At 68.3% G+C, this 25,154-nt stretch carries 25 protein-coding genes and 1 tRNA gene; 10 read left to right on the forward strand and 16 right to left on the reverse strand.

Annotation, left to right across the window (positions count from 1 at the left end):
• Window positions 1-4: 4 nt before the first annotated feature.
• The 4 genes from ESP70_RS01570 to ESP70_RS01585 all read right to left on the reverse strand — a co-directional run bounded on the left by ESP70_RS01570 (window position 5) and on the right by ESP70_RS01585 (window position 5,367).
• Complete coding sequence (locus ESP70_RS01570; protein ID WP_149687626.1) at window positions 5-2,053, reverse strand: vWA domain-containing protein; 2,049 nt, start codon at window positions 2,051-2,053, stop codon at window positions 5-7.
• Window positions 2,046-3,431: a MoxR family ATPase gene (locus tag ESP70_RS01575; RefSeq protein ID WP_149687627.1), complete on the reverse strand. Its 1,386-nt coding sequence runs from the start codon at window positions 3,429-3,431 to the stop codon at window positions 2,046-2,048. Before ESP70_RS01575 ends, ESP70_RS01570 begins: the two co-directional genes overlap by 8 nt.
• An 89-nt stretch (window positions 3,432-3,520) precedes the next feature.
• A tRNA-Leu gene (locus ESP70_RS01580) sits at window positions 3,521-3,605 on the reverse strand.
• A 484-nt stretch (window positions 3,606-4,089) separates the two neighbouring features.
• Window positions 4,090-5,367 (reverse strand): DUF445 domain-containing protein, encoded by a 1,278-nt coding sequence (locus ESP70_RS01585; RefSeq protein ID WP_246161739.1) that lies wholly within the window; start codon window positions 5,365-5,367, stop codon window positions 4,090-4,092.
• A 52-nt stretch (window positions 5,368-5,419) separates the two neighbouring features.
• Here ESP70_RS01585 and ypfJ point away from each other — a divergent pair, with 52 nt between their 5' ends.
• From ypfJ to hrpA, 3 genes are read left to right on the forward strand one after another with little or no spacing between them, the layout of a single operon-like run.
• A complete protein-coding gene (ypfJ, locus tag ESP70_RS01590) occupies window positions 5,420-6,322 on the forward strand; it encodes a KPN_02809 family neutral zinc metallopeptidase (protein WP_149687628.1) in 903 nt (300 codons plus the stop codon).
• A gap of 2 nt (window positions 6,323-6,324) precedes the next feature.
• Complete coding sequence (locus tag ESP70_RS01595; RefSeq protein WP_246161741.1) at window positions 6,325-7,086, forward strand: CPBP family intramembrane glutamic endopeptidase; 762 nt, start codon at window positions 6,325-6,327, stop codon at window positions 7,084-7,086.
• A 4-nt stretch (window positions 7,087-7,090) separates the two neighbouring features.
• Window positions 7,091-10,690, forward strand: coding sequence for an ATP-dependent RNA helicase HrpA (gene hrpA, locus ESP70_RS01600; protein ID WP_149687629.1), 3,600 nt, complete (start codon window positions 7,091-7,093; stop codon window positions 10,688-10,690).
• Between the two features lie 142 nt (window positions 10,691-10,832).
• On the opposite strand, the gene ESP70_RS01605 is transcribed toward hrpA, so the two are convergent.
• Window positions 10,833-11,192: an FKBP-type peptidyl-prolyl cis-trans isomerase gene (locus tag ESP70_RS01605; RefSeq protein WP_056396355.1), complete on the reverse strand. Its 360-nt coding sequence runs from the start codon at window positions 11,190-11,192 to the stop codon at window positions 10,833-10,835.
• A 42-nt stretch (window positions 11,193-11,234) separates the two neighbouring features.
• Between ESP70_RS01605 and ESP70_RS01610 the strand changes: the two genes are divergently transcribed.
• Window positions 11,235-12,278 (forward strand): zinc-dependent alcohol dehydrogenase family protein, encoded by a 1,044-nt coding sequence (locus ESP70_RS01610; RefSeq protein ID WP_149687631.1) that lies wholly within the window; start codon window positions 11,235-11,237, stop codon window positions 12,276-12,278.
• Here the strand turns inward: ESP70_RS01610 and ESP70_RS01615 are convergent.
• From ESP70_RS01615 to ESP70_RS01630, 4 genes are all read right to left on the reverse strand, one after another.
• On the reverse strand, window positions 12,256-12,585 hold the full coding sequence (locus ESP70_RS01615) for a DUF952 domain-containing protein (protein WP_149687632.1): 330 nt from the start codon (window positions 12,583-12,585) through the stop codon (window positions 12,256-12,258). The two genes, ESP70_RS01610 and ESP70_RS01615, sit on opposite strands and share 23 nt — an antisense overlap.
• Complete coding sequence (locus ESP70_RS01620) at window positions 12,582-13,031, reverse strand: MarR family winged helix-turn-helix transcriptional regulator (RefSeq protein ID WP_149687633.1); 450 nt, start codon at window positions 13,029-13,031, stop codon at window positions 12,582-12,584. Before ESP70_RS01620 ends, ESP70_RS01615 begins: the two co-directional genes overlap by 4 nt.
• Window positions 13,032-13,161: 130 nt before the next feature.
• Window positions 13,162-14,382: an acyl-CoA dehydrogenase family protein gene (locus ESP70_RS01625; RefSeq protein ID WP_149687634.1), complete on the reverse strand. Its 1,221-nt coding sequence runs from the start codon at window positions 14,380-14,382 to the stop codon at window positions 13,162-13,164.
• A 14-nt stretch (window positions 14,383-14,396) separates the two neighbouring features.
• Window positions 14,397-15,713: an acyl-CoA dehydrogenase family protein gene (locus ESP70_RS01630; protein ID WP_246161743.1), complete on the reverse strand. Its 1,317-nt coding sequence runs from the start codon at window positions 15,711-15,713 to the stop codon at window positions 14,397-14,399.
• A 188-nt stretch (window positions 15,714-15,901) separates the two neighbouring features.
• Between ESP70_RS01630 and def the strand changes: the two genes are divergently transcribed.
• Window positions 15,902-16,507 (forward strand): peptide deformylase, encoded by a 606-nt coding sequence (gene def, locus ESP70_RS01635; protein WP_246161746.1) that lies wholly within the window; start codon window positions 15,902-15,904, stop codon window positions 16,505-16,507.
• A 73-nt stretch (window positions 16,508-16,580) separates the two neighbouring features.
• On the opposite strand, the gene ESP70_RS01640 is transcribed toward def, so the two are convergent.
• Entirely contained in the window at window positions 16,581-17,384 is an 804-nt protein-coding gene (locus tag ESP70_RS01640; protein WP_149687636.1) for a TrmH family RNA methyltransferase, read from the reverse strand.
• Window positions 17,385-17,402: 18 nt separating this feature from the next.
• Between ESP70_RS01640 and ESP70_RS01645 the strand changes: the two genes are divergently transcribed.
• Window positions 17,403-17,930 (forward strand): YbhB/YbcL family Raf kinase inhibitor-like protein, encoded by a 528-nt coding sequence (locus ESP70_RS01645; protein ID WP_149687637.1) that lies wholly within the window; start codon window positions 17,403-17,405, stop codon window positions 17,928-17,930.
• A gap of 56 nt (window positions 17,931-17,986) precedes the next feature.
• Here the strand turns inward: ESP70_RS01645 and ESP70_RS01650 are convergent, their stop codons facing one another.
• Genes ESP70_RS01650 through ESP70_RS01660 form a run of 3 tightly spaced genes read right to left on the reverse strand, consistent with a single transcriptional unit; the run spans window position 17,987 to window position 20,382 of the window.
• The gene (locus tag ESP70_RS01650) at window positions 17,987-19,102 is read right to left on the reverse strand and encodes an SPFH domain-containing protein (protein ID WP_149687638.1); all 1,116 of its coding nucleotides are present in this window, start codon (window positions 19,100-19,102) and stop codon (window positions 17,987-17,989) included.
• Entirely contained in the window at window positions 19,103-19,555 is a 453-nt protein-coding gene (locus tag ESP70_RS01655) for an NfeD family protein (RefSeq protein WP_149687639.1), read from the reverse strand.
• Window positions 19,552-20,382: an ABC transporter ATP-binding protein gene (locus ESP70_RS01660; RefSeq protein ID WP_149687640.1), complete on the reverse strand. Its 831-nt coding sequence runs from the start codon at window positions 20,380-20,382 to the stop codon at window positions 19,552-19,554. Before ESP70_RS01660 ends, ESP70_RS01655 begins: the two co-directional genes overlap by 4 nt.
• Window positions 20,383-20,462: 80 nt before the next feature.
• On the opposite strand from ESP70_RS01660, the gene serB reads away from it, so the two are divergent.
• Window positions 20,463-21,668: a phosphoserine phosphatase SerB gene (serB, locus tag ESP70_RS01665; RefSeq protein WP_149687641.1), complete on the forward strand. Its 1,206-nt coding sequence runs from the start codon at window positions 20,463-20,465 to the stop codon at window positions 21,666-21,668.
• Here the strand turns inward: serB and ESP70_RS01670 are convergent.
• Window positions 21,665-21,973, reverse strand: coding sequence for an ArsR/SmtB family transcription factor (locus ESP70_RS01670; protein WP_149687642.1), 309 nt, complete (start codon window positions 21,971-21,973; stop codon window positions 21,665-21,667). The genes serB and ESP70_RS01670 overlap by 4 nt on opposite strands.
• An 85-nt stretch (window positions 21,974-22,058) precedes the next feature.
• On the opposite strand from ESP70_RS01670, the gene ESP70_RS01675 reads away from it, so the two are divergent.
• A complete protein-coding gene (locus tag ESP70_RS01675) occupies window positions 22,059-23,261 on the forward strand; it encodes an MFS transporter (RefSeq protein WP_149687643.1) in 1,203 nt (400 codons plus the stop codon).
• A 99-nt stretch (window positions 23,262-23,360) separates the two neighbouring features.
• Here the strand turns inward: ESP70_RS01675 and ESP70_RS01680 are convergent, their stop codons facing one another.
• A complete protein-coding gene (locus ESP70_RS01680) occupies window positions 23,361-23,576 on the reverse strand; it encodes a dodecin (RefSeq protein WP_149687644.1) in 216 nt (71 codons plus the stop codon).
• Between the two features lie 63 nt (window positions 23,577-23,639).
• Here ESP70_RS01680 and ESP70_RS01685 point away from each other — a divergent pair, with 63 nt between their 5' ends.
• Window positions 23,640-23,975 (forward strand): DUF3099 domain-containing protein, encoded by a 336-nt coding sequence (locus ESP70_RS01685; RefSeq protein ID WP_149687645.1) that lies wholly within the window; start codon window positions 23,640-23,642, stop codon window positions 23,973-23,975.
• Window positions 23,968-24,156 (forward strand): acetone carboxylase, encoded by a 189-nt coding sequence (locus ESP70_RS01690; protein ID WP_149687646.1) that lies wholly within the window; start codon window positions 23,968-23,970, stop codon window positions 24,154-24,156. The genes ESP70_RS01685 and ESP70_RS01690 overlap by 8 nt, the downstream gene beginning before the upstream one ends.
• Here ESP70_RS01690 and moaA read toward each other — a convergent pair.
• Window positions 24,153-25,139 (reverse strand): GTP 3',8-cyclase MoaA, encoded by a 987-nt coding sequence (gene moaA / locus ESP70_RS01695; RefSeq protein ID WP_149687647.1) that lies wholly within the window; start codon window positions 25,137-25,139, stop codon window positions 24,153-24,155. The two genes, ESP70_RS01690 and moaA, sit on opposite strands and share 4 nt — an antisense overlap.
• Window positions 25,140-25,154: the final 15 nt, after the last annotated feature.

Raw genomic sequence — 25,154 nt, forward strand, 5'->3', positions numbered from 1 at the left:
GCCGTCAGTCGACCCAGAAGCCCCGGCCGCCGCCGAACATGTCGCCATAGCCGCCGCCGAACCCGCCTCGCGGATTGCGGGAGCCGAGGTAGGAGCCCACGACGGCAGCGCCGAGATCGTCGAGCTCTGGGGCCACCACCGTGCCTCCGGCGCGTGTGGCCATCGAGTCGATGAACCGGGCCAGGCCGGGGTCCTCCCCCAGTCGGAAGAACGTCGTCTGGGCCCCCAGCCGCATCGACGTGTCGAGCTCCCGCACGGCGTACGCCACGGTCACCGGATGCGGCGGATAGCTGAAGAACACCTCACCGCTCGACTCCAGGTGCGAGGTCGGCTCACCGTCGGTGACGATGAGGAGCACCGGCTGCGCGTTGGGATGCTTGCGGAAGTGGCGGTTGGCCAGGAGCAGGGCGTGGTGCAGGTTGGTGCCCTTGTCGTACATCGCGTCGAGTCCCGTGAGTTCCTCGATCTCCATGACCTCGGCGTGGCGGCCGAATCCGATGAGCTGCAGGTCGTCGCCGCGGAACCGGCTCGTGATCAGCGTGTGCAGCGCGAGCGCGGTGCGCTTCATCGGCACCCAGCGGCCGTCCATCGCCATCGAGAACGAGGTGTCGACGAGCAGCGCCACGCACGCCTGCGTGCGCGCCTCGGTCTCCTGGACCTCGACGTCGCCGATCTCGATCCGGACCCCATCATCTGTCGCCCCACCTTCGCCGGCGGTGCGGGTGATCGCGTTGGTGATCGTGCGGGTGACGTCCCACGGCTCGGTGTCGCCGAACGCCCACTCCCGCGTCGCTCCTGATCGCTCCCCTGCGGCGCCGGCCTGGCGGAGGTCGCGGTTGCCCTGGCGGCCCGACATCGTACGAGCGACGTCGCGCAGAAGTGCCTTGCCGAGCTGGCGCATCGCCTTGGGCGTGAGCTTGAGCTGGCCGTCGGTGCCGCGCTTCATGGTGCCGGAGTCGCGGAGCGCCTGCTCGAGCTGCTGGAGCGTACGCGCGTCGACGACGGCCTCGTCACCCAGCTGGCGCGCGAGCTTGTCGAGGTCGAGATCGTCTATGCGCGAACCGTTGTAGGACTGGGACAGCTGCTCCGACAGCTCGTCGAGATCCGCGATGTCCTGGAAGACGCCGGTGCCGTCGCCGAGACCGAGACCCTCGTCGCCGCCCATCTGCTCCGAACCGCCCCAGTTCTCGCCAGGGCGAGCCGCCTGCAGGTTGCCGTCGAGCCGGGCGAGGGACGACATCAGGTCCGGTGAGCCGAATGCCTGCTGGGCCAGGGCGTCGAGCTCGTCGCGCTGCTCCTGCGTCATCGAGTTGCGCATGCGCTGAGCTGCGGCGGCGCGCTGAGCCAGAGAGTCGAGCAGCTCGTCGATGTTGCTGGGGTTCTCCGGGAAGAAGTCGCCGTGCTCGGCCATGAACTCGTCGAACTGCTCCTGGGTGTCCTCGCCGCGCTGGTGCGCCTCGAGGAGCTCATTGAGGTCGTCGAGCATCGCGTTGATCGCGGCCCGGTCCTCGTCGGTGGCGTTCTCGAGCGCGTTCTTCATGCCGGCGAACCGCTGGTCGAGCATCTCGCGACCCAGGAGGTCCTTGATCTTCTCGTAGTCCTCGCGGGCAGCGCTGCTCTGCCAGTCGTAGTCGCTCAGCTGGCTGACGGCCGCGGCCGGCGAGGGGGGCAGGTTGTCGAGCTGCATCTCGGCGAACGCCCGCTCGCTGTCATCCATCTCGACGTCACGGGCAAGCTGCTTGCGCTCCTCGAGAACGGCGCGTTCGAGCAGTTCCTTGACCTCGTTGAGCGTGCCGTCGAGGTTGTGCCGTTGCGTCAGCTCACGTCGACGCTCGGCCACCCGTCGAGCGATGTCGTCGAGCCCGGACTGGTCCCTGCCCCCTCGGCGCAGGAACTCCCGCATTGCCCGCTCGGGCGAGTAGCCGGCCATGACGTCCTCACCGATCGCCTCGAGCGCTTCGGCCAGGTCGACCGGCGGCGCGAGCGGATCCGGCCCGTCGACGTACTTGCCGTAGCGGGCGTCGCGGGTCAGCCGGCGATTGGCTCTAGCCATATATCGTCTCGCCCCCGCCGGTCTCCTTGCTGACCTTGCGAGCGAGGTAGAGCCCCTCGAGTGCCAGCTCGATCGCACCCGCCCGTTGACCGTCGTTGGTGGCGCCGAGGCGCTCGCAGACGTCGTCGTACAGCTCGGACTCGCCGAGCACCGGAAGACCGGTCAGGAAGTCACCCGCGGTGACCTGCTCGCCGGTCGTGACGATCGTGCCGTTCTCGATCGCGTCCACCAGGACGGTGAAGTCGATGCCGCGGAAGTGCGCGCGTACGGTCTCGGCGGTCGCGGAGCGCAGCAGGTGGTCGAGGATCTGGTCTTCGCGACCCTCCTCCCCCGACTCGAACTCGATCTTGCCGCCCAGCACGTCGACGGCGGTCTCCAAGTCGACCGGCCGGGCCACGGCCTCGTCCTCGCCCTGCCTGGTCGCACGGTGGATCGCCGCGGCGGCGATGGTCTCGGCGCCCGCGATCGCGAACCGGGCGCTGACCCCGCTCCGCTGGTCGACGGCCGTCGACTCACGCAACGCGCGGGTGAATCGGGCCAGGATCTCGACGAGATAGTCAGGCACCTCGGCGACCAGCTCAGCCTCCTGCCGGATCACGGCGACCTCGTCGTCGAGCTCGGTCGGGTAGTGCGTACGGATCTCGGTGCCGAACCGGTCCTTCAGAGGCGTGATGATGCGGCCCCGGTTGGTGTAGTCCTCGGGGTTGGCGCTCGCCACCACCAGCACGTCGAGCGGAAGCCGTAGGACGTAGCCGCGAATCTGGATGTCCCGCTCCTCCATGACGTTGAGCATCGCGACCTGGATGCGCTCGGCGAGGTCGGGCAGCTCGTTGATCGCGACGATCCCACGGTGGCTCCTCGGGATGAGGCCGAAGTGGATCGTCTCCGGGTCGCCCAGGCTGCGGCCCTCGGCGACCTTCATCGGGTCGACGTCGCCAATCAGGTCGGCGACGCTCGTGTCCGGCGTGGCGAGCTTCTCGGCGTACCGCTCGTCGCGATGGCGCCAGCTGACCGGCAGCTCGTCGCCGAGCTCGGCCGCGCGGCGCAGGCTGGTCGTCGTGATCGGCTCGTAAGGGTGCTCGCCGAGCTCGGACCCCTCGATCACCGGCGACCACTCGTCGAGCAGGCCCGCCAGAGTGCGCAGGAGGCGCGTCTTGCCCTGGCCGCGTTCGCCGAGCAGCACGATGTCGTGCCCGGCGATCAGCGCGCGTTCGAGCTGCGGGATGACGGTGGACTCGAAGCCGTGCAGGCCCGGCCACGGGTCGCGGCCCTCGCGGAGGGCGGAGAGGAGGTTGTCGCGGATCTCGGTGCGCAGCGTCTTCTGCACGTGGCCCGAAGCTCGCAGTTCGCCGACGGTTGCCAAGGTGGGAGCGGTCACGCGTACAACGCTACTGCGACGCGCAACGCTGGAGGCCGGTCCAGGAAAGTACAAGACCCCCACACCGGCGAGAGTGTGAGGGTCGTGCGTGTCCGAGGGGGGACTTGAACCCCCACGCCCCTTACAGGGCACTAGCACCTCAAGCTAGCGCGTCTACCATTCCGCCACCCGGACAAGCGCCTGTATGACGGGCGCGGTGCAGCACTGAACTTTAGCAAAGACCCGGCGGCGATCCGAATCGGGTCGGCCATCTGGTGTGCCATCTCGACGCGCTCGTTGGCATCGCGCGGAAAACCTTGGCACAATTAGTCGAGGCCCCGGAAAGTATGAGTTTCCGGGGCCTCATGGTGATCGAGCGTGATGATCTCTCTCATCCAGAATCCTTCGTCTTTCCCGCCAGTCACATCACTGACCGGCTGCCGTTGACTTGCGTCGCTGGCCATGGGATCGAATCTGGATTCTTTCCCGCTTTCCCGAAGGATTGCGTAGGTCATTTGTATGCCCCGGGCGACTCGGCGCGCAAGGGATTTCCCGAACTTTCTAGGGTATTTCTGGAGAATGTGTCACTTACCCACAGAGTGACCTACGTCACCCACAAGTCACGCGTTGTTATGCACATGTTTTCCACATTTCGTGGGCTCAGCGACGGCCGAAATCGTCAGAGCAACGACGAGATGGCATGGATCACGACGCCGGCCAGGCCGCCGACGACGGTTCCGTTGATCCGGATGAACTGCAGATCGCGGCCGACGTGCAGCTCGATGCGATCGGCGGTCTCCTTGCCGTCCCACCGGTTGACTGTCGCCGAGATGATCGTGGCGACCTCGCTGCCGTAGTGGTTGACGGCGTACGCCGCGACGTCCGAGATCGTGGCGTCGAGGCGGCGGTTCAGCTCGGCGTCGTCGATGAGGCGCTGGCCGAACCGCTCGATCTCCTCCAGCGCGCGGCGACGCAGCAGTCCGCTCTCGTCGGCAAGCGAACCGATCAACGCACGGCGAAGCGCGTCCCAGAGACGTACGGACGTGACACCGACCCGCGGCTGCGACAGCACTCGCTCCTTGAGGTTCTCGAATCGCGTACGTGTGGCGGCGTCGTGCTGGAGCCCCTGTGCCAGGTCCGTCAGCCACCGGTTGAGCGCGATGCGGGCGTTGTGGTCCGGCGTGCGGCCGATCTCGGCGACCCACTCCACGACCTGTTCGTGGACCCAGCCCGCGACGCGCTTGTCGAGCCACTGTGGGGTCCAGGACGGAGCGCGGTTCTCGATCAGCGCGGCGACCTCGTCCTCGTTGATCGCCAGCCACCGGCCGAGCTCGTCGAGGGCCAGGTCGACCAGGCCCCGGTGGGCGTCGTCCCGGAGGATCTCCTCGAGCAGCTGGCCGACGACCGGGCTGAGCTCCTCCTCCTTGAGCCGCGGGATCAGCGCCTCCTGGATGACGGCGGCGACATCGGTCTCCTTGACGTGCTGGAGGGCGTCGGAGAGCACACGCGAGCCCTCGGCGACGAGGCGTTCGCTGTGGCCGTCGGTGACGAGCCACTCCCCGACGCGGCGGCTGACGCCCGCAGACTGGATGCGCTCGCGGACGACGTCCTCACGCAGGAAGTTGTCCGCGACGAACTCCTGCAGGCTCTCGCCGAGAGACTCCTTGCGATTGGGGATGATCGCGGTGTGCGGGATCGGCAGGCCGAGTGGGTGCCGGAACAACGCCGTGACGGCGAACCAGTCGGCGATCGCGCCGACCATGGCGGCCTCGGCGCCGGCATTGACGTAGTCGAGCCACCCGTCCTGGTTGCGGGTCACCACGTAGATCACGGCGGCCAGCACCAGGAGCGACAAGGCCAGGGCGCGCATTCGCCGCAGGCCCTTCAGACGTACCGTGTCGCCGGCCGACAGGCCTTCTGGCATCTGGAAGCTCGTACCTGCATCTGTCGAGGTCACGCCACGACACTAACGGCGGCCGCTCGGCGCCGCTCTGCGTAGACTTCGCGGCATGACCTTCAACGAGGGCGCCGATCTGGACACGAGCCAGGTGACCGGCGGTGGCGGCGGAGTTCGTGGCGGTGCGGTGATCGGTGGTGGTGCCGGCGGCATCATCCTGCTGATCCTCGGCCTGATCTTCGGCGGCGACCTGACGGGCGGCACCGGCACCAACCCATTCGACACCTCGCAGATCCAGCCCGGTGGCAACACCTCGACGACGGACTTCTCGCAGTGCAAGACCGGCGCCGACGCCAACCGCGACGACACCTGCCGGATCATCGGCACGGTCAACAGCGTCCAGGCCTATTGGCGCGAGGCGCTGCCGGCCGACGTCCAGCGGCAGTACCAGGACGCCACCACCGTGATCTACTCCGGCACGGCGCAGTCGGCGTGCGGCGTCGCCTCCAACGCGACCGGCCCGTTCTACTGCCCATCCGACCAGCGGATCTACATCGACGCGAGCTTCTTCGACGAGCTGACGAGCCGCTTCGGAGCCGACGGCGGAGCGCTGGCGCAGGAGTACGTCGTGGCGCACGAGTACGGCCACCACGTGGAGAACCTGCTCGGCATCCTCGCCAAGGGGCAGGACGGCAAGACCGGCCCGCTCAGCGGCGGCGTACGCATCGAGCTGATGGCGGACTGCATGGCCGGCGTGTGGGCCAAGCACGCATCGAGCACCAAGGACGAGTCCGGCACGACGTTGTTGAAGCCGATCACCGACGACGACATCAAGTCGGCGCTGTCGGCCGCGGCCGCCGTCGGCGACGACCACATCCAGGAAGCGTCGACCGGCCGGGTCAACCAGGAGTCGTGGACGCACGGTTCGAGCGAGTCCCGACAGAAGTGGTTCATGACCGGCTATGACAGCGGCACCGTCAACCAGTGCGACACGTTCGCCACCAACGACCTCTGACGGTGCCCGATCGTTCGGTGTCCGACCGCAAGCTGAAGCTCGAGATCTGGATCGTCCTCGGTCTGTCCCTGGGGGCATCGGCCGTATATGCCGTCGTCGATCTGGCGGCGACGCTGAGCCGTGGATCCCTGAAGGACGCGACGGCGACCCTCAACGGCAGCCAGGACTCCCGCGAGTGGCTCGACCTGACCTACCAGCTGCTCGGGATCGGCTTCGCGATCGTCCCGGTGGTGCTCGCGCTCTACCTGATGACGCTCGACAAGGGCCAGCCGCCGTTGCGCGAGCGGCTCGGGTTCGACCGGGGCGGCAGACGGGACAACGTCGTCTGGGGAGCGCTGCTGGCTGCCGTGATCGGGATCCCCGGCATCGCGGTCTACTTCGCGGGGCGGAAGCTGGGGATCACCGCCGAGATCGTCACGAGCCCACTCGACTCGTACTGGTGGACCGTGCCGGTGCTGATCCTCGCGGCGGTCAAGAACGCCGTGATCGAGGAGTTCATCGTCGTGGGCTACCTGATGACGCGGCTGCGGCAGCTGAGCTGGAGCGTGCCGCGAACGATCGTGGTGAGCGCGTTGCTCCGCGGCAGCTACCACCTCTACCAGGGCTTCGGCCAGGCGTTCGGCAACTTCGTCATGGGGTTGGTCTTCGGCTACTGGTTCACCCGTACCAAGCGCGTCATGCCGCTGGTCATCGCCCACACGATCCTCGATGTCATCTCGTTCGTGGGCTACGGGTTCCTCCGCGACCACGTGAGCTGGCTGTGACGGTATGAAGATCGCGTACGACGAGGCGCTGCCGATCACGGCGCGCCATGACGACATCGCGGCTGCAATCCGCGATCACCAGGTCGTGGTCGTGGCCGGAGAGACCGGTTCGGGCAAGACCACGCAGCTGCCCAAGATTGCGTACGAGCTGGGCCGTCGCAGCATCGCGCACACGCAACCGCGCCGGATCGCCGCTCGCTCGGTGGCCAAGCGCATCGCCGACGAGTGCGACGTCGAGCTCGGTGCCGAGGTGGGCTACGCCGTGCGGTTCGACGACCGTACGAGTGCCGACACGGCGATCCGGCTCGTCACCGACGGCTTGCTCCTCGCCGAGGTGCACGGCGATCGACGGCTCGAGCGATACGACACGATCATCATCGACGAGGCGCACGAGCGGTCACTGTCGATCGACTTCCTGCTCGGCTACCTCAAGCAGCTGCTCCCCCGCCGTCCCGACCTCAAGGTCGTCATCACCTCGGCGACGATCGATGTCGAGCGCTTCGCGGAGATGTTCGATGCGCCGGTCATCGAGGTCAGCGGCCGGACGTACCCCGTCGAGATCCGCTACCGACCGCTCGCGGAGTCCGACGCGGGCGACATGCTCGACGGCATCGCCGACGCGATTGCCGAGCTGCCCCGTGACGGCGACATCCTCGTCTTCCTCTCCGGTGAGCGGGAGATCCGCGACGCCGCCGAGTTCCTCGCGGGCAAGAAGCTCCCTCGCACCGAGATCCTGCCGCTCTACGGCCGCCTCGCCGCCGGTGACCAACAGAAGATCTTCAGCGACCATCCCGGACGACGCATCGTGCTCGCGACCAACGTGGCCGAGACGTCGCTGACCGTCCCCGGCATCCGCTTCGTCATCGACCCCGGATTCGCCCGCGTCTCGCGCTTCAGTCAACGACTCAAGGTGCAGCGACTGCCGATCGAGCCGATCTCCCAGGCCAGCGCTGCCCAGCGTGCCGGTCGATGCGGTCGCGTCGCCGACGGCATCTGCATCCGCCTCTACGCGGAGGAGGACTTCGAGGGCCGCCCGGAGTTCACCGACCCGGAGATCCAGCGCACCAACCTCGCGTCGGTGCTGCTGCAGATGGCGTCGCTCGACCTCGGCGCGATCAAGGACTTCCCGTTCCTCGATCCGCCCGACTCCCGAGCGGTGACCGACGGCCTCAACCTGCTGTACGAGCTGGGCGCCCTCGGCACGCACCAGTCCGGCGCCCAGCGCCTGACCGCGATCGGCCGGTCGATGGCCACGCTGCCGACCGATCCTCGGCTCGGGCGAATGCTGCTCGCGGCCGACCGGCTGGGCTGCCTCGCCGACGTGCTCGTGATCGTCTCGGCGATGTCGATCCAGGACCCGCGCGAACGTCCCCTGGACCACCAGCAGGCGGCCGACGAGAAGCACAAGCGCTTCGTCGAGCCGGACTCGGACTTCCTGTCGTGGCTGACGCTGTGGAAGTACATCCGCGAGCAGCGCGACAACCTCTCGAGCTCGGCGTTCCGCAGGATGTGCCGCGACGAGTACCTGCACTATCTGCGCATCCGCGAGTGGCACGACGTGCACTCGCAGCTGCGCCGCACGGCCAAGGACCTCAAGCTCAAGCCCGGCAACCCCGGCGCCGACCCGGATCTCGTCCACCAGGCACTGTTGACGGGGCTGCTCTCGCACGTCGGCCTGCGGGACCTGGACGGCCGGGAGTTCCTCGGCGCCCGGCAGGCGAAGTTCATGATCTTCCCGGGATCCGGGCTGGCCAAGAAGCCGCCTCGGGTGGTGATGGTCGGCGAGCTCGTCGAGACCAGCCGGCTGTGGGGGCGTACCGCGGCCAAGATCCACCCAGAATGGGTCGAGGACGTCGGTGAGCACCTCGTCAACCGGTCCTACAGCGAGCCCCACTGGTCCCGGAAGCGTGGCGCGGTCATGGCCCGCGAACGGGTGCTGCTCTACGGCATCCCGATCATCGTCGACCGGCTCGTACAGTACGGCCGGGTCGATCCAGTCGTCTCCCGGGAGCTGTTCATCCGCCACGCCTTGGTGCAGGGCGAATGGCGTACGCATCACAAGTTCTGGGCCAAGAACCAGGCCATGATCCACGACGTCGAGGAGCTCGAGGAACGCCTGCGCCGCCGCGACCTGCGGGTCGATGACGAGACGCTGTACGCGTTCTACGACGAGCGGGTGCCCGAGCACGTCGTGTCGACACGACACTTCGACTCCTGGTGGAAGAAGACGCGCGTCGACCAGCCCGACCTGCTGACGTTCGACCCCGCGATGCTCGGCCGCGACGCGGACAGCGCCGAGGAGGAGTTCCCGCGCGAGTGGCACTCCGACGGCGAGGCCTACCCGCTGACGTACGCCTTCGAGCCCGGGATGGACGACGACGGCGTCACAGTCGACCTGCCGATCGACCGTCTGCTGACCGTCGACGACCGGGCCTTCGACTGGCACGTGCCGGGTCACCGCGTCGAGCTTGTCACCGAGCTCATCCGTTCGCTGCCCAAGGCGCTGCGCCGGGAGTTCGTCCCGGCCGGCCAGTTCGCGCCTCGGCTCGTCGACGCAATGGACGCTGACGCTCCGGACCTCAGCGAGGAGCTGGCCCGGCAGATGCGGCTCCTCAACGGCACGGTCGTACGCCCGGAGGACTTCGACTTCAGCGCTCTCCCCGGACATCTTCGGGTGACGTTCCGCGTCGTGGAGAACGGTGTCGAGCTGTCGCGCGGCAAGGACCTCGCCACGCTGCGCACCGAGCTGGCGAGCCATGTCAGGGCCGACCTGACGGCGGTGGCCCGCCAGGAAGAGCGATCAGGACTGCTCGCCTGGACAGTCGGCGACATCGACCGGACGATCGAGGCTGGCCAGGTCACCGGCTATCCCGCCCTGGTCGACGAAGGCGGATCGGTCGCGCTGCGGGTGCTGGACTCCAGGGCTGAGCAGGCCGCGGCGATGCGTCGTGGGCAGGCTCGCCTGTTGTCGTTCTCGTTGGCGACACCGGTGCCGCAGCTCGGACGCTCCCTCGACCTGCGAGCCAAGCTGTTGCTGTCGACCGGTCCCCACCGGGCCGCCGCCGCCGTCATCGAGGAGTGCTGGCTTGCTGCCCTCGAGGAGCTGCTCGTACGCCATGGCGGCCCGGTCTGGACCGAGGAGGCGTTCGACGTGCTCCGTGAGAAGGTGCGCGCCGAGGCGTACGACGAGACCGAGCGGGCCGTCCGTACCGTGCTCGACGTACTGACTGCGCTCGGCGAGGTCGTACCCACACCGGCGACCGAGGCCGGCGAGGACGTCCGCGTGCAGCTGTCGTGGCTCGTCTATGCGGGATTCATCCGCGACGCCGGGGTGACGCAGCTGCGCCGCCTCCCGCTCTACCTCGAAGCCGCCCGCCGCCGACTGACAGCGTCGCTGACGGACGACCTGCTGGCCGCTCAGGAGCTCGAGGCACGATTCCACGAGCGTACGGCCGCGATGTCAGCCTGGGCGCGCCTCTCCCCCGACGTCCAGCACGTGCGCTGGGCGTTGGAGGAGCTGCGCCTGAGCCTGCTGGCCCAGAACCTCAGGACGGCGTTCCCGGTGTCCGTCAAGCGCGTGACAGCCCTGGTGGACGCGCTGTAGCGCTGCTCGGCCGTTTACCAAGAGGTCGGGGCAAACTTCGGCCTCTGGCGGAACTCCGCAGGGCGAACAGCCACTCCGCAAGGCGCGCGAGCCTTGAGGAGTGGCTGTTTGCCGTGACCTCTTGGTAAACCGTCCCCAGGGGTCAGACCCCCAGCAGGTCGATCACGAAGACGAGAGTCTTGCCCGAGAGCCGGTGACCGCCGCCGGCCGGGCCGTACGCGAGCTCGGGCGGGCAGACGAGCTGACGCCGGCCGCCGACCTTCATGCCCGGGATGCCCTGCTGCCACGCCGCGATCAGCTGCGGCAGCGGGAACTTCGCGGACTGGCCGCGGTCCCACGAGGAGTCGAACTGCTCGCCGGTCTCGAACTCGACACCGACGTAGTGCACGTCGACGAGTCCGCCGGGCACCGCCTCGGGTCCGTCGCCGACGATGAGGTCCTTGATCTGGAGCTCGGTGGGCGGAGGGCCCTCGATGAAGTCAACTTCAGGCTTGTCAGTCATGTGCACGATCCTGTCACACGGGTTCGCTGCAACAATGGCCAGATGCGCGCCACGGTCCTCCACGCCCCTCATGACATCCGCCTCGACGACGTGGCTGCTCCGCAGCTCCACGACGACGGTGACGCCATCGTGCGCGTCGTGGCCGCGTGCGTCTGCGGGTCCGACCTGTGGCCCTATCGCGGCATCAACGAGATCAGCGAGCCGATGCGCATCGGCCACGAGTTCGTGGGTGTCGTCGAGCAGGTCGGCGCGGGTGTCTCGTCGCTGAATGAGGGCGACTTCGTCATCGCGCCGTTCATGTACTCGGACAACACCTGCAAGCTCTGTGAACGCGGCATCCACACGTCGTGCGTCAGCGGTGGCTTCTGGGGCGTCGACGACCGCCAGGGTCGACCGGTGGACGGCGGGCAGGGTGAGCTCGTACGCGTGCCGCTCGCCGACGGCACCCTGGTGTCGACGGCGCAGCCCGACGAGGCGATGGTGCCGCACCTCCTGACGCTGTCCGACGTCTTCCCGACCGGGCACCACGCAGCGATGCTTGCCGGTGTCCAGCCGGGCAGCACCGTCGCGGTCGTCGGCGACGGCGCTGTCGGTCTCTCGGCGGTGCTCGCGGCGAAGCGCCTCGGCGCCGGCCGCATCGTTGCGATGTCCCGTCACGACGACCGGCAGCAGCTGGCGCGCGAGTTCGGTGCCGACGAGATCGTCGCGACGCGCGGCAAGGAGGGCGCCGCCGAGGTCCGGGAGATGCTCGACGGCATCGGCGCAGACCATGTGCTGGAGTGCGTCGGCACCGAGCAGAGCATGGCGCAGGCCATGCAGTGCGCCAGGCCCGGCGGCCGGATCGGGTTCGTCGGCGTCCCGCACGGCGTAGAGGTCGACGTTCGCGGGATGTTCTATCGCAACCTCGGCATCGCCGGCGGCGTCGCACCCGCACGCGCCTACATCGAGGAGCTGCTGCCCGACGTCTTGTCAGGCGCGGTCTCCCCCGGGCGCGTCTTCGACCAGACGCTGCCGCTCGACCGGGTCGCCGATGGCTATCGCGCGATGGACGAGCGTACGGCCATCAAGTCGCTGCTGACGCTCTGAACGGTTCGGCGGACACCACGGCATCGACGTTGAGCGGGCCGTAGATGTGCGGGAACGGCAGCGCCTCCCCCTCGACCGGATCGAGCTGCCACGGCGAGGTCAACAGGTCGGTGTCGATCGTCAGCAGCCGCAGCGGTTCGGCGACGTCGCGGTAAAACCGCTCGTGCACACCGGCGACCTGTTCGGCCTGCGAGCAGTGGATGAAGCCCACCTCGGACACGTCCAGCCCCAAGGTCGACACGGTGTACGTACCGGCGGCAACTGCTGAAGTCCAGGCGTCGTCGGTCGCGAGGTGGAAGATCCTCACGGGATCTGTTCGGCTGCGTCGTTGAGGCGGGCGAGGCTACGGGCGAACGTGCTGATGTCGTCATCGGTCCAGCCCGAGATGATCGCGGAGAACCGCTGGTGGCTGCGCTTGCGATAGGCCTCGAGCTTGGCGCGTGCCTCTGGCTCGGCGACGAGCAGCTGCGCCCGGCCGTCGTCCGGGTCGGGCACGCGGGCGACCAGGCCAAGCTTCTCCAGCGCGGCGATCGCCCGGCTGGCGGTCGACTTGTGCACCCCGAGCCCCTCGGCCAGCTCCGAGCCTCGGATGCCATCAGGCGCGTCGCAGATCGCGATGAGGAACAAGAACTGCCCATAGTCGAGCGAAGGGTGGATCTCGGGAATCTGGCGGAGTGAGCGGGCACGGACTCGCCGCACGAACCGGGTCAGCTCGTACTCGACGTCGAGGTCGTTCGGCAGATCGTTGCTCATCCCGCCAGCCTATAGAAGAAGCCGGCGCAATCGTGACAGGTCAGCGCACCTCGGAACGGGACGGCTCCGCCGTGGCGCCCTCCCGCTCCGCTGGCACGCTTCGACCTTCGCTCGCAGAGCTCGCTCAGCCTCAGCGCAGCTCGGACGAGGTGAGGTTGAGCAGGCGGCGAGCCACGATGAGCTGCTGGATCTGCTGCGTGCCCTCGAAGATGTCGAGGATCTTGGAGTCCCTCGCCCATTTCTCGACCAGCTCGGTCTCGCTGTAGCCGAGAGTTCCGGCCAGCTCGACGCAGCGCAGGGTGATCTGGTTGCCCACCCGGCCGGCCTTCGCCTTGGCCATCGACGCCTCCATCGAGTTGGGCTTGCGGTTGTCCGCCAGCCACGCGGCCTCGAGGGTCAGCAGCAAGGCGGCCTCCCAGTCGGCCTCCATCGCGATGAACGTCGCCGCAGCGTACGACTGCGACTGCACGGGACGGTCGTAGTCGATGACGACGCCGGCGTCCTCCAGCAGGCGCCGGATGTCCTCCAGCGCCGCCCTGGCACAGCCGACGGCCATGCCGGCGACGAGCGGACGCGTGTTGTCGAACGTCGCCATGGCGCCGGCGAAGCCCTGCTTCGTGTCGATCTCCGGGTTGCCGAGGAGGTTCTCCGCCGGCACCCGGCAGTTGTCGAGCACGATGACCGCGGTGTCGGACGAGCGGATGCCAAGCTTGTGCTCAAGGCGCTCGACCCTGATGCCGGGAAGGCTCTTGGGCACGAGGAACGACTTGATCGCGGCGCGGCCGAGGCTCTTGTCGAGCGTCGCCCAGACCACGACCGAGTCGGCGCGGTCGCCGGCGGTCACGAAGATCTTCTCGCCGTTGAGGATGTAGGCGTCGCCGTCCTTGACCGCGGTCGTGGTGATCGCGGCGGAGTCGGAGCCGAAGCTCGGCTCGGTGATCGCCATCGCCGCCCAGGTGCCCTTGAAGCGCTCGAGCTGCTCCTCGTTGGCCACCGAGGCGATCGCGGAGTTGCCGAGGCCTTGACGGGGCATCGAGAGCAGGAGGCCGACATCGGCCCAGCACATCTCGATGATCGAGAGCACGGACGACATGTTGGTGCCGTTGTTGACCTTGCTGCCTTTGTCGTTCTCGTCGGCGTCGTCACGGCGTACGCCTGCGGCGCCGGCACCCTGGCCCTGCCCGGAGTCGCCCATGCCGTCGACCAGCGAGGCGAGCAGGTCCAGCTCCTTGGGGTACGCGTGCTCGGCGAGGTCGTACTTGCGCGAGTTGGCACGCAGGAACTCTTCGGCGACCTGGTGCGCCTGCTTGATGAACGGGCGGAACTTGCGGGGAGTCTCGAGATTGATCATGAGTGATTCCGTCCTCAGACGAGGACTGCTCCTTCCATCAGGCCGATGGCTCGCAGGTCGCGGTACCACCGTTCGACCGGGTGCTCCTTGACGAAGCCGTGGCCGCCGAGCAGCTGGACGCCGTCGGTGCCGATCTTCATGCCGTACTCGGCGGTCAGGCGTCGCGCGAGGGCGACCTCTCGGGCGTAGTCGCCGCCTTGCTCGGCCCGCGATGCGGCTCGCAGGGTCGTGAGGCGCATGCCCTCGAGCTCGATCGCGATGTCGGCGACCATGAACGCCACCGCCTGGCGGTGGGCGATCGGCTCGCCGAACGCCGTGCGGGTCTTGACGTAGTCGGAGACGTAGTCGAGGACGGCCCGAGCCGCGCCCAGCGCCAGGCCGGCCCAGGCGAGGCGCGAGAGGCGAACGCACTCGCGGTAGTCGTCGACGGTGCCGTCGCCCAGGATCGCGTCGGCGGGGATCTCGACGTCGGTCAGCACGAGCCGGCTGAGGCCTGCGGCGCGCAGTCCCATGCCGGGATCGGCCTCGATCGTCACGCCGTCGGTGCTCGACTCGAGCAGCACCAGCGTCGGGCCGCGGCCCTCGATGTCGACGGCGACGACGAACAGCTCGGCCTCGCTGCCGCGCACCACTGCGGACTTGACGCCGTTGAGCCGGAAGCCGGTGTCGGTCTTGGCCGCCTTGGTCTGCAGCTCGAACGGGTCGAACAGGGGGCGGGGCTCGACGACCGCGAGCGCTGCGGTCGGGATGTCGTCACCAGCGAACGCCGGGAGGTAGGTCTGCTGCTGAGCATCCGAGCCCCACAGCGAGATCGCGGTCGCGACGGCGGCCGGTGCCAGGCACGCGACGGCCTGGCCCATGTCACCCTCGGCGAGCGCCTCGGCGACGAGCACGCCGGTGACCGCCGAGCGATCCTCCGACAGCCCGCCGAGGCTCTCGGGAATGTTGAGCAGCGTCAGCCCGAACTCGCTGGTCTGCGCGAGGACTTCCTTGGGCGTGTCGTTGGCGGACTCGGCCGCCTCGGCGCCGGGCCGGAGCACCTCGGCGGCGAACTCCTTGATGACCCCGACGATCATCTGCTGGTCCTCGGTGGGTTCGAGGTCGAACACGCCGCTGTCGGACGTACGGGCGAGACGCTTGGGCTTGCCCGTGCTCTTGACCCGCTTGAACGTGCGCGTCGTGGCGCCGGCGACCCGGAAGCCGCTCTTGGCGCCTTGGTAGACGGCGCGCTCGGTCGTCTTGCGCAGCTTGAGCTTGTCGATGGTCGGCGAGCTGGCGATGCGGTTGAGCACCGCCAGACCGATGCCCATGGGATCTCGGCGACTGGCCACAGGAACTCCTCGGACTGGATGTGAAGGGGCGAGGTTGGACTGAGTTGCCCACCCGCTCCGCCAACTGTAACTGCGAGTTGCAGTTTGACATACCCATGGTATCCGAACTCACATCGCAGGACCAGCGGTTGCCGCGACTCGGCGGATCGGTAGCCTTGTCCAGTCCTGAGCGAAGGAGCCCAGAGCCCGTGCCTGCTTCACAGTCCCGACCGCTGCCCGGAGGCGGTTCCGTACGCCCCATCACCCGCTGGGGCACGCCCGTCATGCACCGAGAGCTCGAGGACGTCACGGTGTTCGACGATGAGCTCGAGACGCTCGTCAAGGACATGGTCGCCACGATGTACGCCGCCAAGGGCGTGGGGCTCGCCGCCAACCAGGTCGGGGTCGACCTCAAGGTGTTCGTCTTCGACTGCCCCGACGACGACAACAACCAGATCACCGGTGTCGTGTGCAACCCCGTGCTGCACCTGCCCGAGGGCAAGGACCGCAACCTCGAGGACGAGGACGAGGGCTGCCTCTCGCTCCCCGGCGCGTTCACGTCCTGCGCCCGCCCTGACCGGGCCCACGTCACCGGCGTGGACCAGACCGGCGCGCCGGTCGAGTTCGTCGGCGACGGGCTGCTGGCGCGTTGCCTGCAGCACGAGACGGATCACCTGTTCGGCACGGTGTTCGGCGACCGGCTGCCCGAGCGGTCCCGCAAGAAGCTCTACAAGCAGCACCAGGAGCTCGCCGACAACTACCCGGAGGACTGGCCCATCACGGTGCTCGTCGACGACCCGGTGATTGACCGCTAGGTCTCACTGCCTGCGGCGGTGGATGTTCCACCGCTTGCGAGCTCATGGGGTGGAGAATCCACCGCCGAGGCGCTCAGCGCGAGCGCAGCTCCCAGCAGGCCACGGCCACGGATGACGCGACGTTGAGCGAGTCGATGCCGGCCGCCATCGGGATCGTCACCCGGTGATCGGCCGACTTCTCCCAGTGCGGGCTGAGCCCGTGACCTTCGGAGCCGACGATGAGGGCGAGTCGTTCGACGTCGTGCGGCACCTGGTCGATCGGCACCGAGTCGGCGGCCAGCGTCATCGCGTACGTCGTGAAGCCGGCCTCACGCAGCACGTCCGGTGCGGTGTACCAGTCCTCGACCCGCGCGTAGGGCAGCCAGAACACCGAGCCCATCGACACCTTGATCGCGCGGCGATAGAGCGGGTCAGCGCAGCGCGGCGACAGCAGCACGGCGTCGAACCCCAACGCCGCGGCGGCGCGGAAGGCGCCACCGACGTTGGTGTGGTCGGCGAGGTCCTCCATGACGATGACTCGGCGCGCGTCGGCCAGCACCTCCTGCGGCGAGGCCAGCTCCGGGCGTTGGAGCGCAGCGAGCGCTCCGCGGTGCACGTGGAAGCCGGTGAGCTTCTCGATCGACGCGTCGTCGAGCACGAAGCACGGCACGTCGCTGGCGTCGAGCAGGTCGGCGAGCCCGTCGAGCCAGCGTGGCGACATGAGGAACGAGCGCGGCTGGTGTCCGGACTCGATCGCCCGGCGGACGACCTTCTCGCCCTCGGCGAGGAACAGTCCGCGGTCCGCCTCGAGCCGCAGCCTCAGCTGGACGTCACGCAGGTCGACGTAGTCGCGCAGTCGAGGATCCTCGAGGTCGTCCAGTAGTACGATCTCGGCCACCGGGCTAGCCTAACGAGCATGAGCCTTGACCGTCCCGTCACACCCGATCCCTATCCGCTCCTGCCGTCCACGGAGTCGTTCTCCGTGACGAGTTCTGACGTCACCGACGGCCAGCCCCTCAAGGACGACCAGGTCAACGAGTTCGGCGACACGTCGCCGCAGCTGTCCTGGTCCGGCGCTCCGGAGGGCACCAAGTCGTACGTCGTCACGTGCTTCGACCCGGACGCGCCGATCGTCTCCGGCTTCTGGCACTGGGTCGCCGTCGACATCCCGTCCGATGTCACCGAGCTCACCGCAGGCGCCGGTGCGTCGGACGACTCGCTGCCCGGCAGCGCGTTCCACCTACGCAACGACGGAGGCGGCTTCGGCTACATGGGCGCCGCTCCCCCGGCCGGAGACCAGGTGCACCGCTACTTCTACGTCGTGCACGCCGTCGGAGAGGACAGCCTCGGCGTCGACGCGTCGGTCTCGCCCGCGGTCGTCGGCTTCAACCTCGCGTTCAAGACGCTGGGCCGCGCCATCATCCACGGCACCTACCAGCACTGAGCAGACCGTTCCTTGAGCCTGTCGAAAGGTCCGTTCGACAGGCTCAAGGAACGAGGTCAGGCCTGCGGCGGCTCGGGTGCCGCAGGCGGCTCAGGCGTACCGGTTTCGGGCTGAGCCGGCGGCGCACCCGCACTGGGGCTCACCGGGCTCTCCGCAGCCTTGGCGGCGTCGAGCGCCTCCTGCACGGCGTCAGCGGTGGCCTGCTCGTCAGGAGCGTCGTCGACGATCGGCGCGTCGAAGTCGACCCGCGTCTTGCTGCCGCCTCCGTCGACCGGGATCTTGCCGAGCGTGCCGCCCAGTGTGCCCAGCGCCTTGGTCAGCTCGGCCGGGATGATCCACGTCGTGGCGTTGTCGCCCTCAGCGATCTTGGGGAGCATCTGGAGGTACTGGTAGGACAGCAGCTTCTGGTCGGGGTTGCCGTCGTGGATGGCCTGGAAGACCGTCTGGATGGCCTGTGCCTCACCCTGCGACCGCAGGATCTGCGCCTGGCGATCGGCCTGGGCCGTGAGGATCTGCGCCTGGCGCTGACCCTCGGCGGTGAGGATCGCGGACTGCTTCTGGCCCTCGGCGGTCAGGATCGCCGACTGGCGCTCGCCCTCGGCCGTGAGGATCGCGGCACGCTTGTTGCGCTCGGCGCGCATCTGCTGCTCCATCGCGTCGATGATCGACGGCGGCGGGTCGATGCCCTTGAGCTCGACACGGTTGACGCGGATGCCCCACTTGCCGGTCGCGCTGTCGAGCTCGCCACGCAGGCCGGAGTTGATCTGGTCGCGACTGGTCAGGGCGTGCTCGAGGCTCATGCCACCCGTGATGTTGCGCAGCGTCGTCATGGTGAGCTGCTCGATCGCCTGGATGTAGTTGGCGATCTCGTAGGTCGCGGCGATCGGGTCGGTGACCTGGAAGTAGATGACCGTGTCGATCGACACCACGAGGTTGTCCTCGGTGATGACGGGCTGCGGCGGGAACGAGACGACCTGCTCGCGCAGATCGATGACGTAGCGCACCTTGTCGATGAACGGCACGACGATGTTGAGGCCGGCCGACAGGGTCGTGCGGTACTTGCCGAACCGTTCGACGATCCCGGCACGCGCCTGAGGCACGATCTTGACCGTCATCGAGACGAAGACGATCGCCAGGACGGCGATGAGGATGAGCACGATCAGTGCTGTCATTCAGGACTCCTTGATGGTGACGACGGCGGTGGCGCCGTCAATCCGGGTGACGAGGACTTCGGTGCCAGTGTCGTACGTCTGACGGTCGTCGGCCGCGCGGGCGGACCAGACCTCACCGGCGAGCTGGATGCGGCCGTGCGTGCCGCCGACGGGCTCGAGGACGACTGCCGAGCGGCCGACGAGCGCGTCATGCCCGGTCATGAGCGTCGGACCGTCGTGCAGGCGCTCGACCAGAGGAGGCCTGACGAGGAACAGCATCGCCACGGCCACCAGCGCGAACACCACGATGGCGAGATAGACATTGACCCCGAACGCCGTGGCGAGCGCAGCCGCCAGCGCTCCGATGCCGAACATCAGCAGCACCAGGTCGAGGCTCAGCAGCTCGACGATGACCAGCAGGAGCGCGATCGCGAGCCATACAGCCCAACCGTTGTCGATCAGCCAGTCGTTCATGATGCCTCCCCTGTGCCATCGCCGCGATCCGCGCGATGTCCGTATGCTGCCCGGCGAGCGTTGTAGCGGCCACCTTCGTGCTGGAGCTGGATGCGTGACCCGAAGGTCGTGCTGAGTGTCTCGCCCGTGAGCGTCGACTCGATCGGCCCCTGCGCCACCACCCTGCCATCTCGGAGCATGAGTACGTGGGTGAATCCGACGGGAATCTCCTCGACGTGGTGCGACACCATCACCAGCACCGGCGCGTCCTTGGCGAGCGACAGCACCTCGAGGCTCGCCATGAGGTCCTCGCGGGCACCGAGGTCAAGGCCGGCAGCGGGCTCGTCGAGCAGCAGCAGCTCGGGATCGGTCATCAGTGCACGGGCGATCAGGACCCGCTTGCGCTCGCCCTCGGACAGGGTGCCGAACGTACGGTTGGCCAGCCCCGTGATGCCCATCTCGCCCATCATCTGGGTGGCGCGGCGGTAGTCCTCCTCGTCGTACCGCTCCTGCCAGCGGCCGAGCACGGCGTGGGCCGCCGACACGATCGTGTTGCCGACGGACTCCGTGGGCGGGATGAGGTCGGCGACCGCGGTGCTGGTGTGGCCGATGCGGGTGCGCAGCTCGAAGATGTCGACCTTGCCGAGCTTGCTGCCGAGGATGCGGACCTTGCCCTTGGACGGGTGCATCGCGGCGCTGATGATCTGCAGCAGCGTCGTCTTGCCGGCGCCGTTGGGCCCGAGGACGACCCACCGTTCGCCCTCCTCGACCGTCCAGCTGACGTCTTCGAGCAGGACCTTGCCGGGCCGTACGACACTCACCTTCGAGAGCTCGAAAGCGGCAGGCATACACACTCCTGGTCGTAGTTGGTGGCGGTGGAGTCAACCTATCGCGGCCACGCTCGGCGTCAGCGATAGCCTCGGGTGCGATGACTGATCCCGTGCCCACTCTGCACTTCAACGATCCGACCGTCCTGGTCACCCTCACGGGCCCCGACCAGAGCGGTGTGACGACGCGCCTGTTCGCCGACCTCGAGCCGTACGGTGTGGAGGTCATCGACGTCGAGCAGCTCGTCGTACGCGGTCGCCTGATCCTCAGCGCCCTGCTGACCGTGCCCGAGGACACCGCGCACCTCGAGGTCACGGTCCACGAGGTCGGCGCGGCGTTCGGGCTCGAGGTCACGGTCGAGTACGGCACCGGCGACAACCGGGCCCGCAGGGTCGGTCGCGCGCAGGTCGTCATCCTCGGCGCCCCCCTGCGTCCCGCGGCGATGGCGGCGCTGGCCCAGCGGATCAAGGACGACGGCGGCAACATCGACCGCATCGTGCGCATGGCCCGCTATCCGGTGACCGCGATCCGCATGGAGGTCTCCGGTGCGGATCCGGACCAGCTGCAGGCCGATCTCGCCGCGGTCGCGTTCGAGCAGGGCGTCGACGTCGCGGTGCAGGAGAACGGCATCCTGCGACACGCCCAGCGCCTCGTCGTGATGGATGTCGACTCGACGCTGATCCAGGGCGAGGTCATCGAGATGATCGCCGCCCATGCGGGCTTCGAGGCCGAGGTCGCCGCCGTGACGGAGTCGGCGATGCGCGGGGAGCTGGACTTCACGGAGTCGCTGCACGCACGCGTGGCGTTGCTCGAAGGGGTTTCCGAGTCAGCTCTCGACGAGGTCTACGACTCCCTGACATACGCCCCGGGCGCCCGCACCATGATCCGTACGCTCAAGCGTCTCGGCTACCGGTTCGCGCTGGTCAGCGGCGGGTTCACCCGCATCATCGAGAGGATCGCCGCCGAGCTCGACATCGACTACTACGCCGCCAACGAGCTCGAAGTCGTCGACGGTCGACTGACCGGCAAGATCGTCGGCGACATCGTCGACCGGGCCGGCAAGGCCGAGGCGCTGCGGCACTTCGCCGAGCAGGCACGCATCTCGGTCAAGAACACCGTGGCCATCGGCGACGGCGCCAACGACCTGGACATGCTCGCGGCGGCCGGCCTCGGCATCGCCTTCAACGCCAAGCCGCTCGTCCGCGACCAGGCGCGAACCTCGGTCAACGTGCCGTACCTCGACGCGATCGTCTACCTGCTCGGCATCACGCGCGAAGAGGTCGAAGCCGCCGACGCCGCTGACTAGCTGCCGAGCACGGAGTCGAGCAGGCCCGGGAACCGGACGTCGAGCTCGTCCTTGCGGAGGCTGACGAGGCGGCCGCGACCGTTGGGGACGTTGCGGACGATGCCGGCCTCACGGAGCACCTTCATGAGGTGCGACTTGGTGGACTTGGGCAGGCCGGGGTTGGTCGCACCGCAGGCCGCCATGTCGAGAGGGCCAGCGGCGACCTCCCGCACGATCTCGAGCCGCGCCGGGTCACTGAGGGCGAACAGCACGTCGGTCAGCGTGATGTCCTCGATCGCCGGGTGTTCCAGCTCATACGTCGCCATGGTTCGATAATACTTGAACAGTTGTGACGACCGGCGTAACGTGATGGTTCCAATCTTTTCGAACCAAATTGCTCCAGAGGAATTCATGACCGTCACGCTTGATGCCCCTCAGCTCGTACGCCGCAGCAGCGCCGCTTTCGCTCTGGGCCTGTTCGCCTTCGTCGCGATGATGATCGGCGCGAGCGCGCCGTCGCCGTTCTACCCCGTCCTCCAGCAGGAGCTCGGCTTCTCGTCGGCCACGCTGACTGGCATTTTCGCGGTCTACGCGATCGCGCTCCTCGTGACGCTGCTCGTGACCGGCTCGCTCTCGGACCACATCGGCCGCCGCCCGATGATCTCGGTGGGGTTCGCGGTGCTGGCCCTCAGCATGGTCGTGTTCTGGCACGCGGACTCAGTCGGGGCGCTGTTCCTTGCGCGCACGGCCCAGGGTGCGGCCAGCGGCCTGCTGATGTCGTCGCTGAGCGCGGCGGTCGTCGACCTGGAGCCCGAACACCGGCCCGGTGCGGCGGCGACGTTCAACAGTGTGAGCCCGCTCGCGGGTCTGGCGCTCGGTGCCCTGTTCGGCGGCATCGTCCTCGACCAGTCGTCGCAGCCGCTGGTCGCGGTGTTCGGAACCCTGACGGCCGTGTACGTCCTGCTCGCGGCGATCGTGTGGCTGCTGCCGGAGACCTCGCCGCGTCGTGAAGGACTGCTGCACTCGCTGCGCCCCCGGGTCGGCGTCCCGGTCGCCGCTCGTCCGGCCTTCCTCCGCAGCACCCCGGCGCTGGTCGCCGGCTGGGCCACCGGTGGGCTCTACCTCTCGCTCGGCGCACCCATCGCAGCTCGCGAGCTCGGCGGGACGGACCACATCGAGCAAGGGCTCGTCGTCACGGTGCTGACCGGTGTCGGCGCCATAGCCTGCTACGTCGCTCGCCGAGCGCCGTCGCGAAGCATCACGATCTTCGGCACGTCGGCGCTCGCGCTCGGTACCGTCCTGTCGCTGGTCGCCCTCGCCGCCGGATCCCTGTGGGGGTTCCTCGCTGCGGCCGTCATCGGCGGTGCAGGCTTCGGCACGGCGTTCCTCGGCATCATGCGGTCGATCACGCCGGTCGTCGGCCCTCACGAGCGGGGCGAGCTGTTCGCCGCCGTGTTCGTCGTGAGCTACCTGGCGTTCGGCATCCCCGCAGTTGCTGCCGGCATCGCGGCGCCGCACATCGGCCTGGCCACCACCACGTACGTGTACGGCGGCCTCGTGGTCGTGCTGTCAGCCGCCGCTGCCGGTCTGCGCAGGTTCGGGTCGACGGATTAGAGGTTGCGCTGCGGCGTCGGCGTACGAGGTTTCGTCACCTGACGCCTTCGGCGTGATCGCTCAACCTGAGTTCACGCTCGCTCGCAGAGCTCGCTCGGTTTACTCATCGTCCTCGAGGCGGAAGCCGAGCTTCATCGTCACCTGGTAGTGCGAGACCTCGGTGTCGGTGACCTGTCCGCGGATGTCGGTGACCTCGAACCAGTCGAGGTGGCGCAGGGTCTTGCCGGCTCGCTTGATGCCGTTGTCGACGGCCTCGGTGATGCCGTCGGAAGAGGTGCCGACGATCTCGGTCACGCGGTATGTGCGATCAGTCATGCCCCGAGCGTACGACCCCGGACTCCATCCGGCGGACGCGCCTGTGCGACGTAGAGTGGAGGTGTGCCCACAGAACCGCGGAAGCAGCAGGTCTTCTCGATCACGACTGCGGCCGAGTCGCAAAGTGCCGACCGAGGTCGGCGCGAGCGACGCTACGCGATCTCGATGGGCATCCGGACCGTCTGCTTCATCGGTGGGGTCATCGTCCTGACGGCCGTGCCGTCGCCGTGGTCCCGTCTCGGCTGGATCCTGTTCGTCGGCGCGGTGTTCCTGCCCTACACCTCAGTGGTCCTGGCCAACTCCGGCGTGCGCAAGAAGGGCTCAGGACCGTCGCCGTTCGGCCCGGAGGCCAAGGGCCAGATCGAACCACCCGCGGCTCCCCCGCTCGACCGTGAGTGACGTCCTGACCTGCTCGGCCAAGGGCTGCACCGTCGAGGCGCAGCACCAGCTGCTGTGGAACAACCCCAAGATCCACACGCCTGACCGGCGCAAGATCTGGCTCGCCTGCGACGAGCACGAGGAGTCGCTGCGCTCATTCCTGTCGGCCCGTGGCTTCTGGAAAGAGACGCAGCCGGTCTAGCCGCCGATCGACGACATCGGCCGCGACGACTGCAGGAAGGTCGGGTCGTCGATGCCGTGACCCGGCAGCTTGGTCATCATCGCGGCGGCCCAGCGACGCGCGATCTCCTCGTCGGAAGCGCCCGTGCGCAGCGCTGTCCGCAGGTCGGACTCCTCGCGCGCGAACAGGCAGTTGAGGATCTGCCCGTCGGCTGTCAGGCGTACGCGATTGCAGTCGCCGCAGAACGGCCGGGTGACCGAGCCGATGATGCCCACGGTGTGCGGTCCGTCGTCGACCAGGAACTTCTCGGCCGGCGCCGAGCCGCGACCGTCGAGCCCGGTCAGCCGGAAGTGCTCGCCGAGCAGCGTCAACGTCTCGTCGGCAGTGATCATCGCCTCGCGGTTCCAGCCGTGCTGGGCGTCGAGCGGCATCTGCTCGATGAAGCGCAGCTCGTAGTCGTGCTTCATGCACCAGCGCAACAGATCCGGCGCCTCGGCGTCGTTGATGCCGCGCAGCAGCACGGCGTTGACCTTGACCGGCGCGAGACCGGCTTCGCGAGCCGCAGCGAGGCCGTCGACGACGTCGTGGAGCCGGTTGCGACGGGTGATCTGCTCGAAGGTCGCCGGGTCCGTCGTGTCGAGGCTGATGTTGACGCGGTCGAGGCCTGCGGCGGCCAGCGCCTTGGCGGTGTGCTTGAGGCCGAGGCCGTTCGACGTCATGGCCGTGCGGGGCTTGGACGGCAGCGCCTTGGTCGCGGCGACGAGCTCCGGCAGGCTTCGGCGAAGCAGCGGTTCTCCCCCGGTGAAACGTACGTCGCGGACACCGAGGATCTCGACCCCGATGCCGATCAGGCGCATCAGCTCGGCGTCCGTCAGCGTGTCCTCGCTCGGCATCCAGTCGAGGCCTTCGGCCGGCATGCAGTACTGACACCTGAGGTTGCAGCGATCGGTCAGCGACACGCGCAGGTCGGTGGCGACTCTGCCGTGCGTGTCGATGAGCTGCATGGACACCATCCTAGG

The organism is Aeromicrobium ginsengisoli (genome assembly GCF_004134905.2).
Lineage (GTDB): Bacteria > Actinomycetota > Actinomycetes > Propionibacteriales > Nocardioidaceae > Aeromicrobium > Aeromicrobium ginsengisoli.

What these genes read in the sequence shown, in the direction of transcription:
- ESP70_RS01655 (WP_149687639.1), bottom strand. Translation starts at nt 19,555, where the DNA reads ATGAACGACTGGCTGATCGACAACGGTTGGGCTGTATGGCTCGCGATC.
- ESP70_RS01605 (WP_056396355.1), bottom strand. Translation starts at nt 11,192, where the DNA reads ATGACTGACAAGCCTGAAGTTGACTTCATCGAGGGCCCTCCGCCCACC.
- ESP70_RS01670 (WP_149687642.1), bottom strand. Translation starts at nt 21,973, where the DNA reads ATGGCGACGTATGAGCTGGAACACCCGGCGATCGAGGACATCACGCTG.
- ESP70_RS01675 (WP_149687643.1), top strand. Translation starts at nt 22,059, where the DNA reads ATGACCGTCACGCTTGATGCCCCTCAGCTCGTACGCCGCAGCAGCGCC.
- ESP70_RS01680 (WP_149687644.1), bottom strand. Translation starts at nt 23,576, where the DNA reads ATGACTGATCGCACATACCGCGTGACCGAGATCGTCGGCACCTCTTCC.
- serB (WP_149687641.1), top strand. Translation starts at nt 20,463, where the DNA reads ATGACTGATCCCGTGCCCACTCTGCACTTCAACGATCCGACCGTCCTG.
- ESP70_RS01610 (WP_149687631.1), top strand. Translation starts at nt 11,235, where the DNA reads ATGCGCGCCACGGTCCTCCACGCCCCTCATGACATCCGCCTCGACGAC.
- ypfJ (WP_149687628.1), top strand. Translation starts at nt 5,420, where the DNA reads ATGACCTTCAACGAGGGCGCCGATCTGGACACGAGCCAGGTGACCGGC.
- ESP70_RS01650 (WP_149687638.1), bottom strand. Translation starts at nt 19,102, where the DNA reads ATGACAGCACTGATCGTGCTCATCCTCATCGCCGTCCTGGCGATCGTC.
- ESP70_RS01620 (WP_149687633.1), bottom strand. Translation starts at nt 13,031, where the DNA reads ATGAGCAACGATCTGCCGAACGACCTCGACGTCGAGTACGAGCTGACC.
- hrpA (WP_149687629.1), top strand. Translation starts at nt 7,091, where the DNA reads ATGAAGATCGCGTACGACGAGGCGCTGCCGATCACGGCGCGCCATGAC.
- ESP70_RS01645 (WP_149687637.1), top strand. Translation starts at nt 17,403, where the DNA reads ATGAGCCTTGACCGTCCCGTCACACCCGATCCCTATCCGCTCCTGCCG.
- moaA (WP_149687647.1), bottom strand. Translation starts at nt 25,139, where the DNA reads ATGCAGCTCATCGACACGCACGGCAGAGTCGCCACCGACCTGCGCGTG.
- ESP70_RS01660 (WP_149687640.1), bottom strand. Translation starts at nt 20,382, where the DNA reads ATGCCTGCCGCTTTCGAGCTCTCGAAGGTGAGTGTCGTACGGCCCGGC.
- ESP70_RS01625 (WP_149687634.1), bottom strand. Translation starts at nt 14,382, where the DNA reads ATGATCAATCTCGAGACTCCCCGCAAGTTCCGCCCGTTCATCAAGCAG.
- ESP70_RS01570 (WP_149687626.1), bottom strand. Translation starts at nt 2,053, where the DNA reads ATGGCTAGAGCCAATCGCCGGCTGACCCGCGACGCCCGCTACGGCAAG.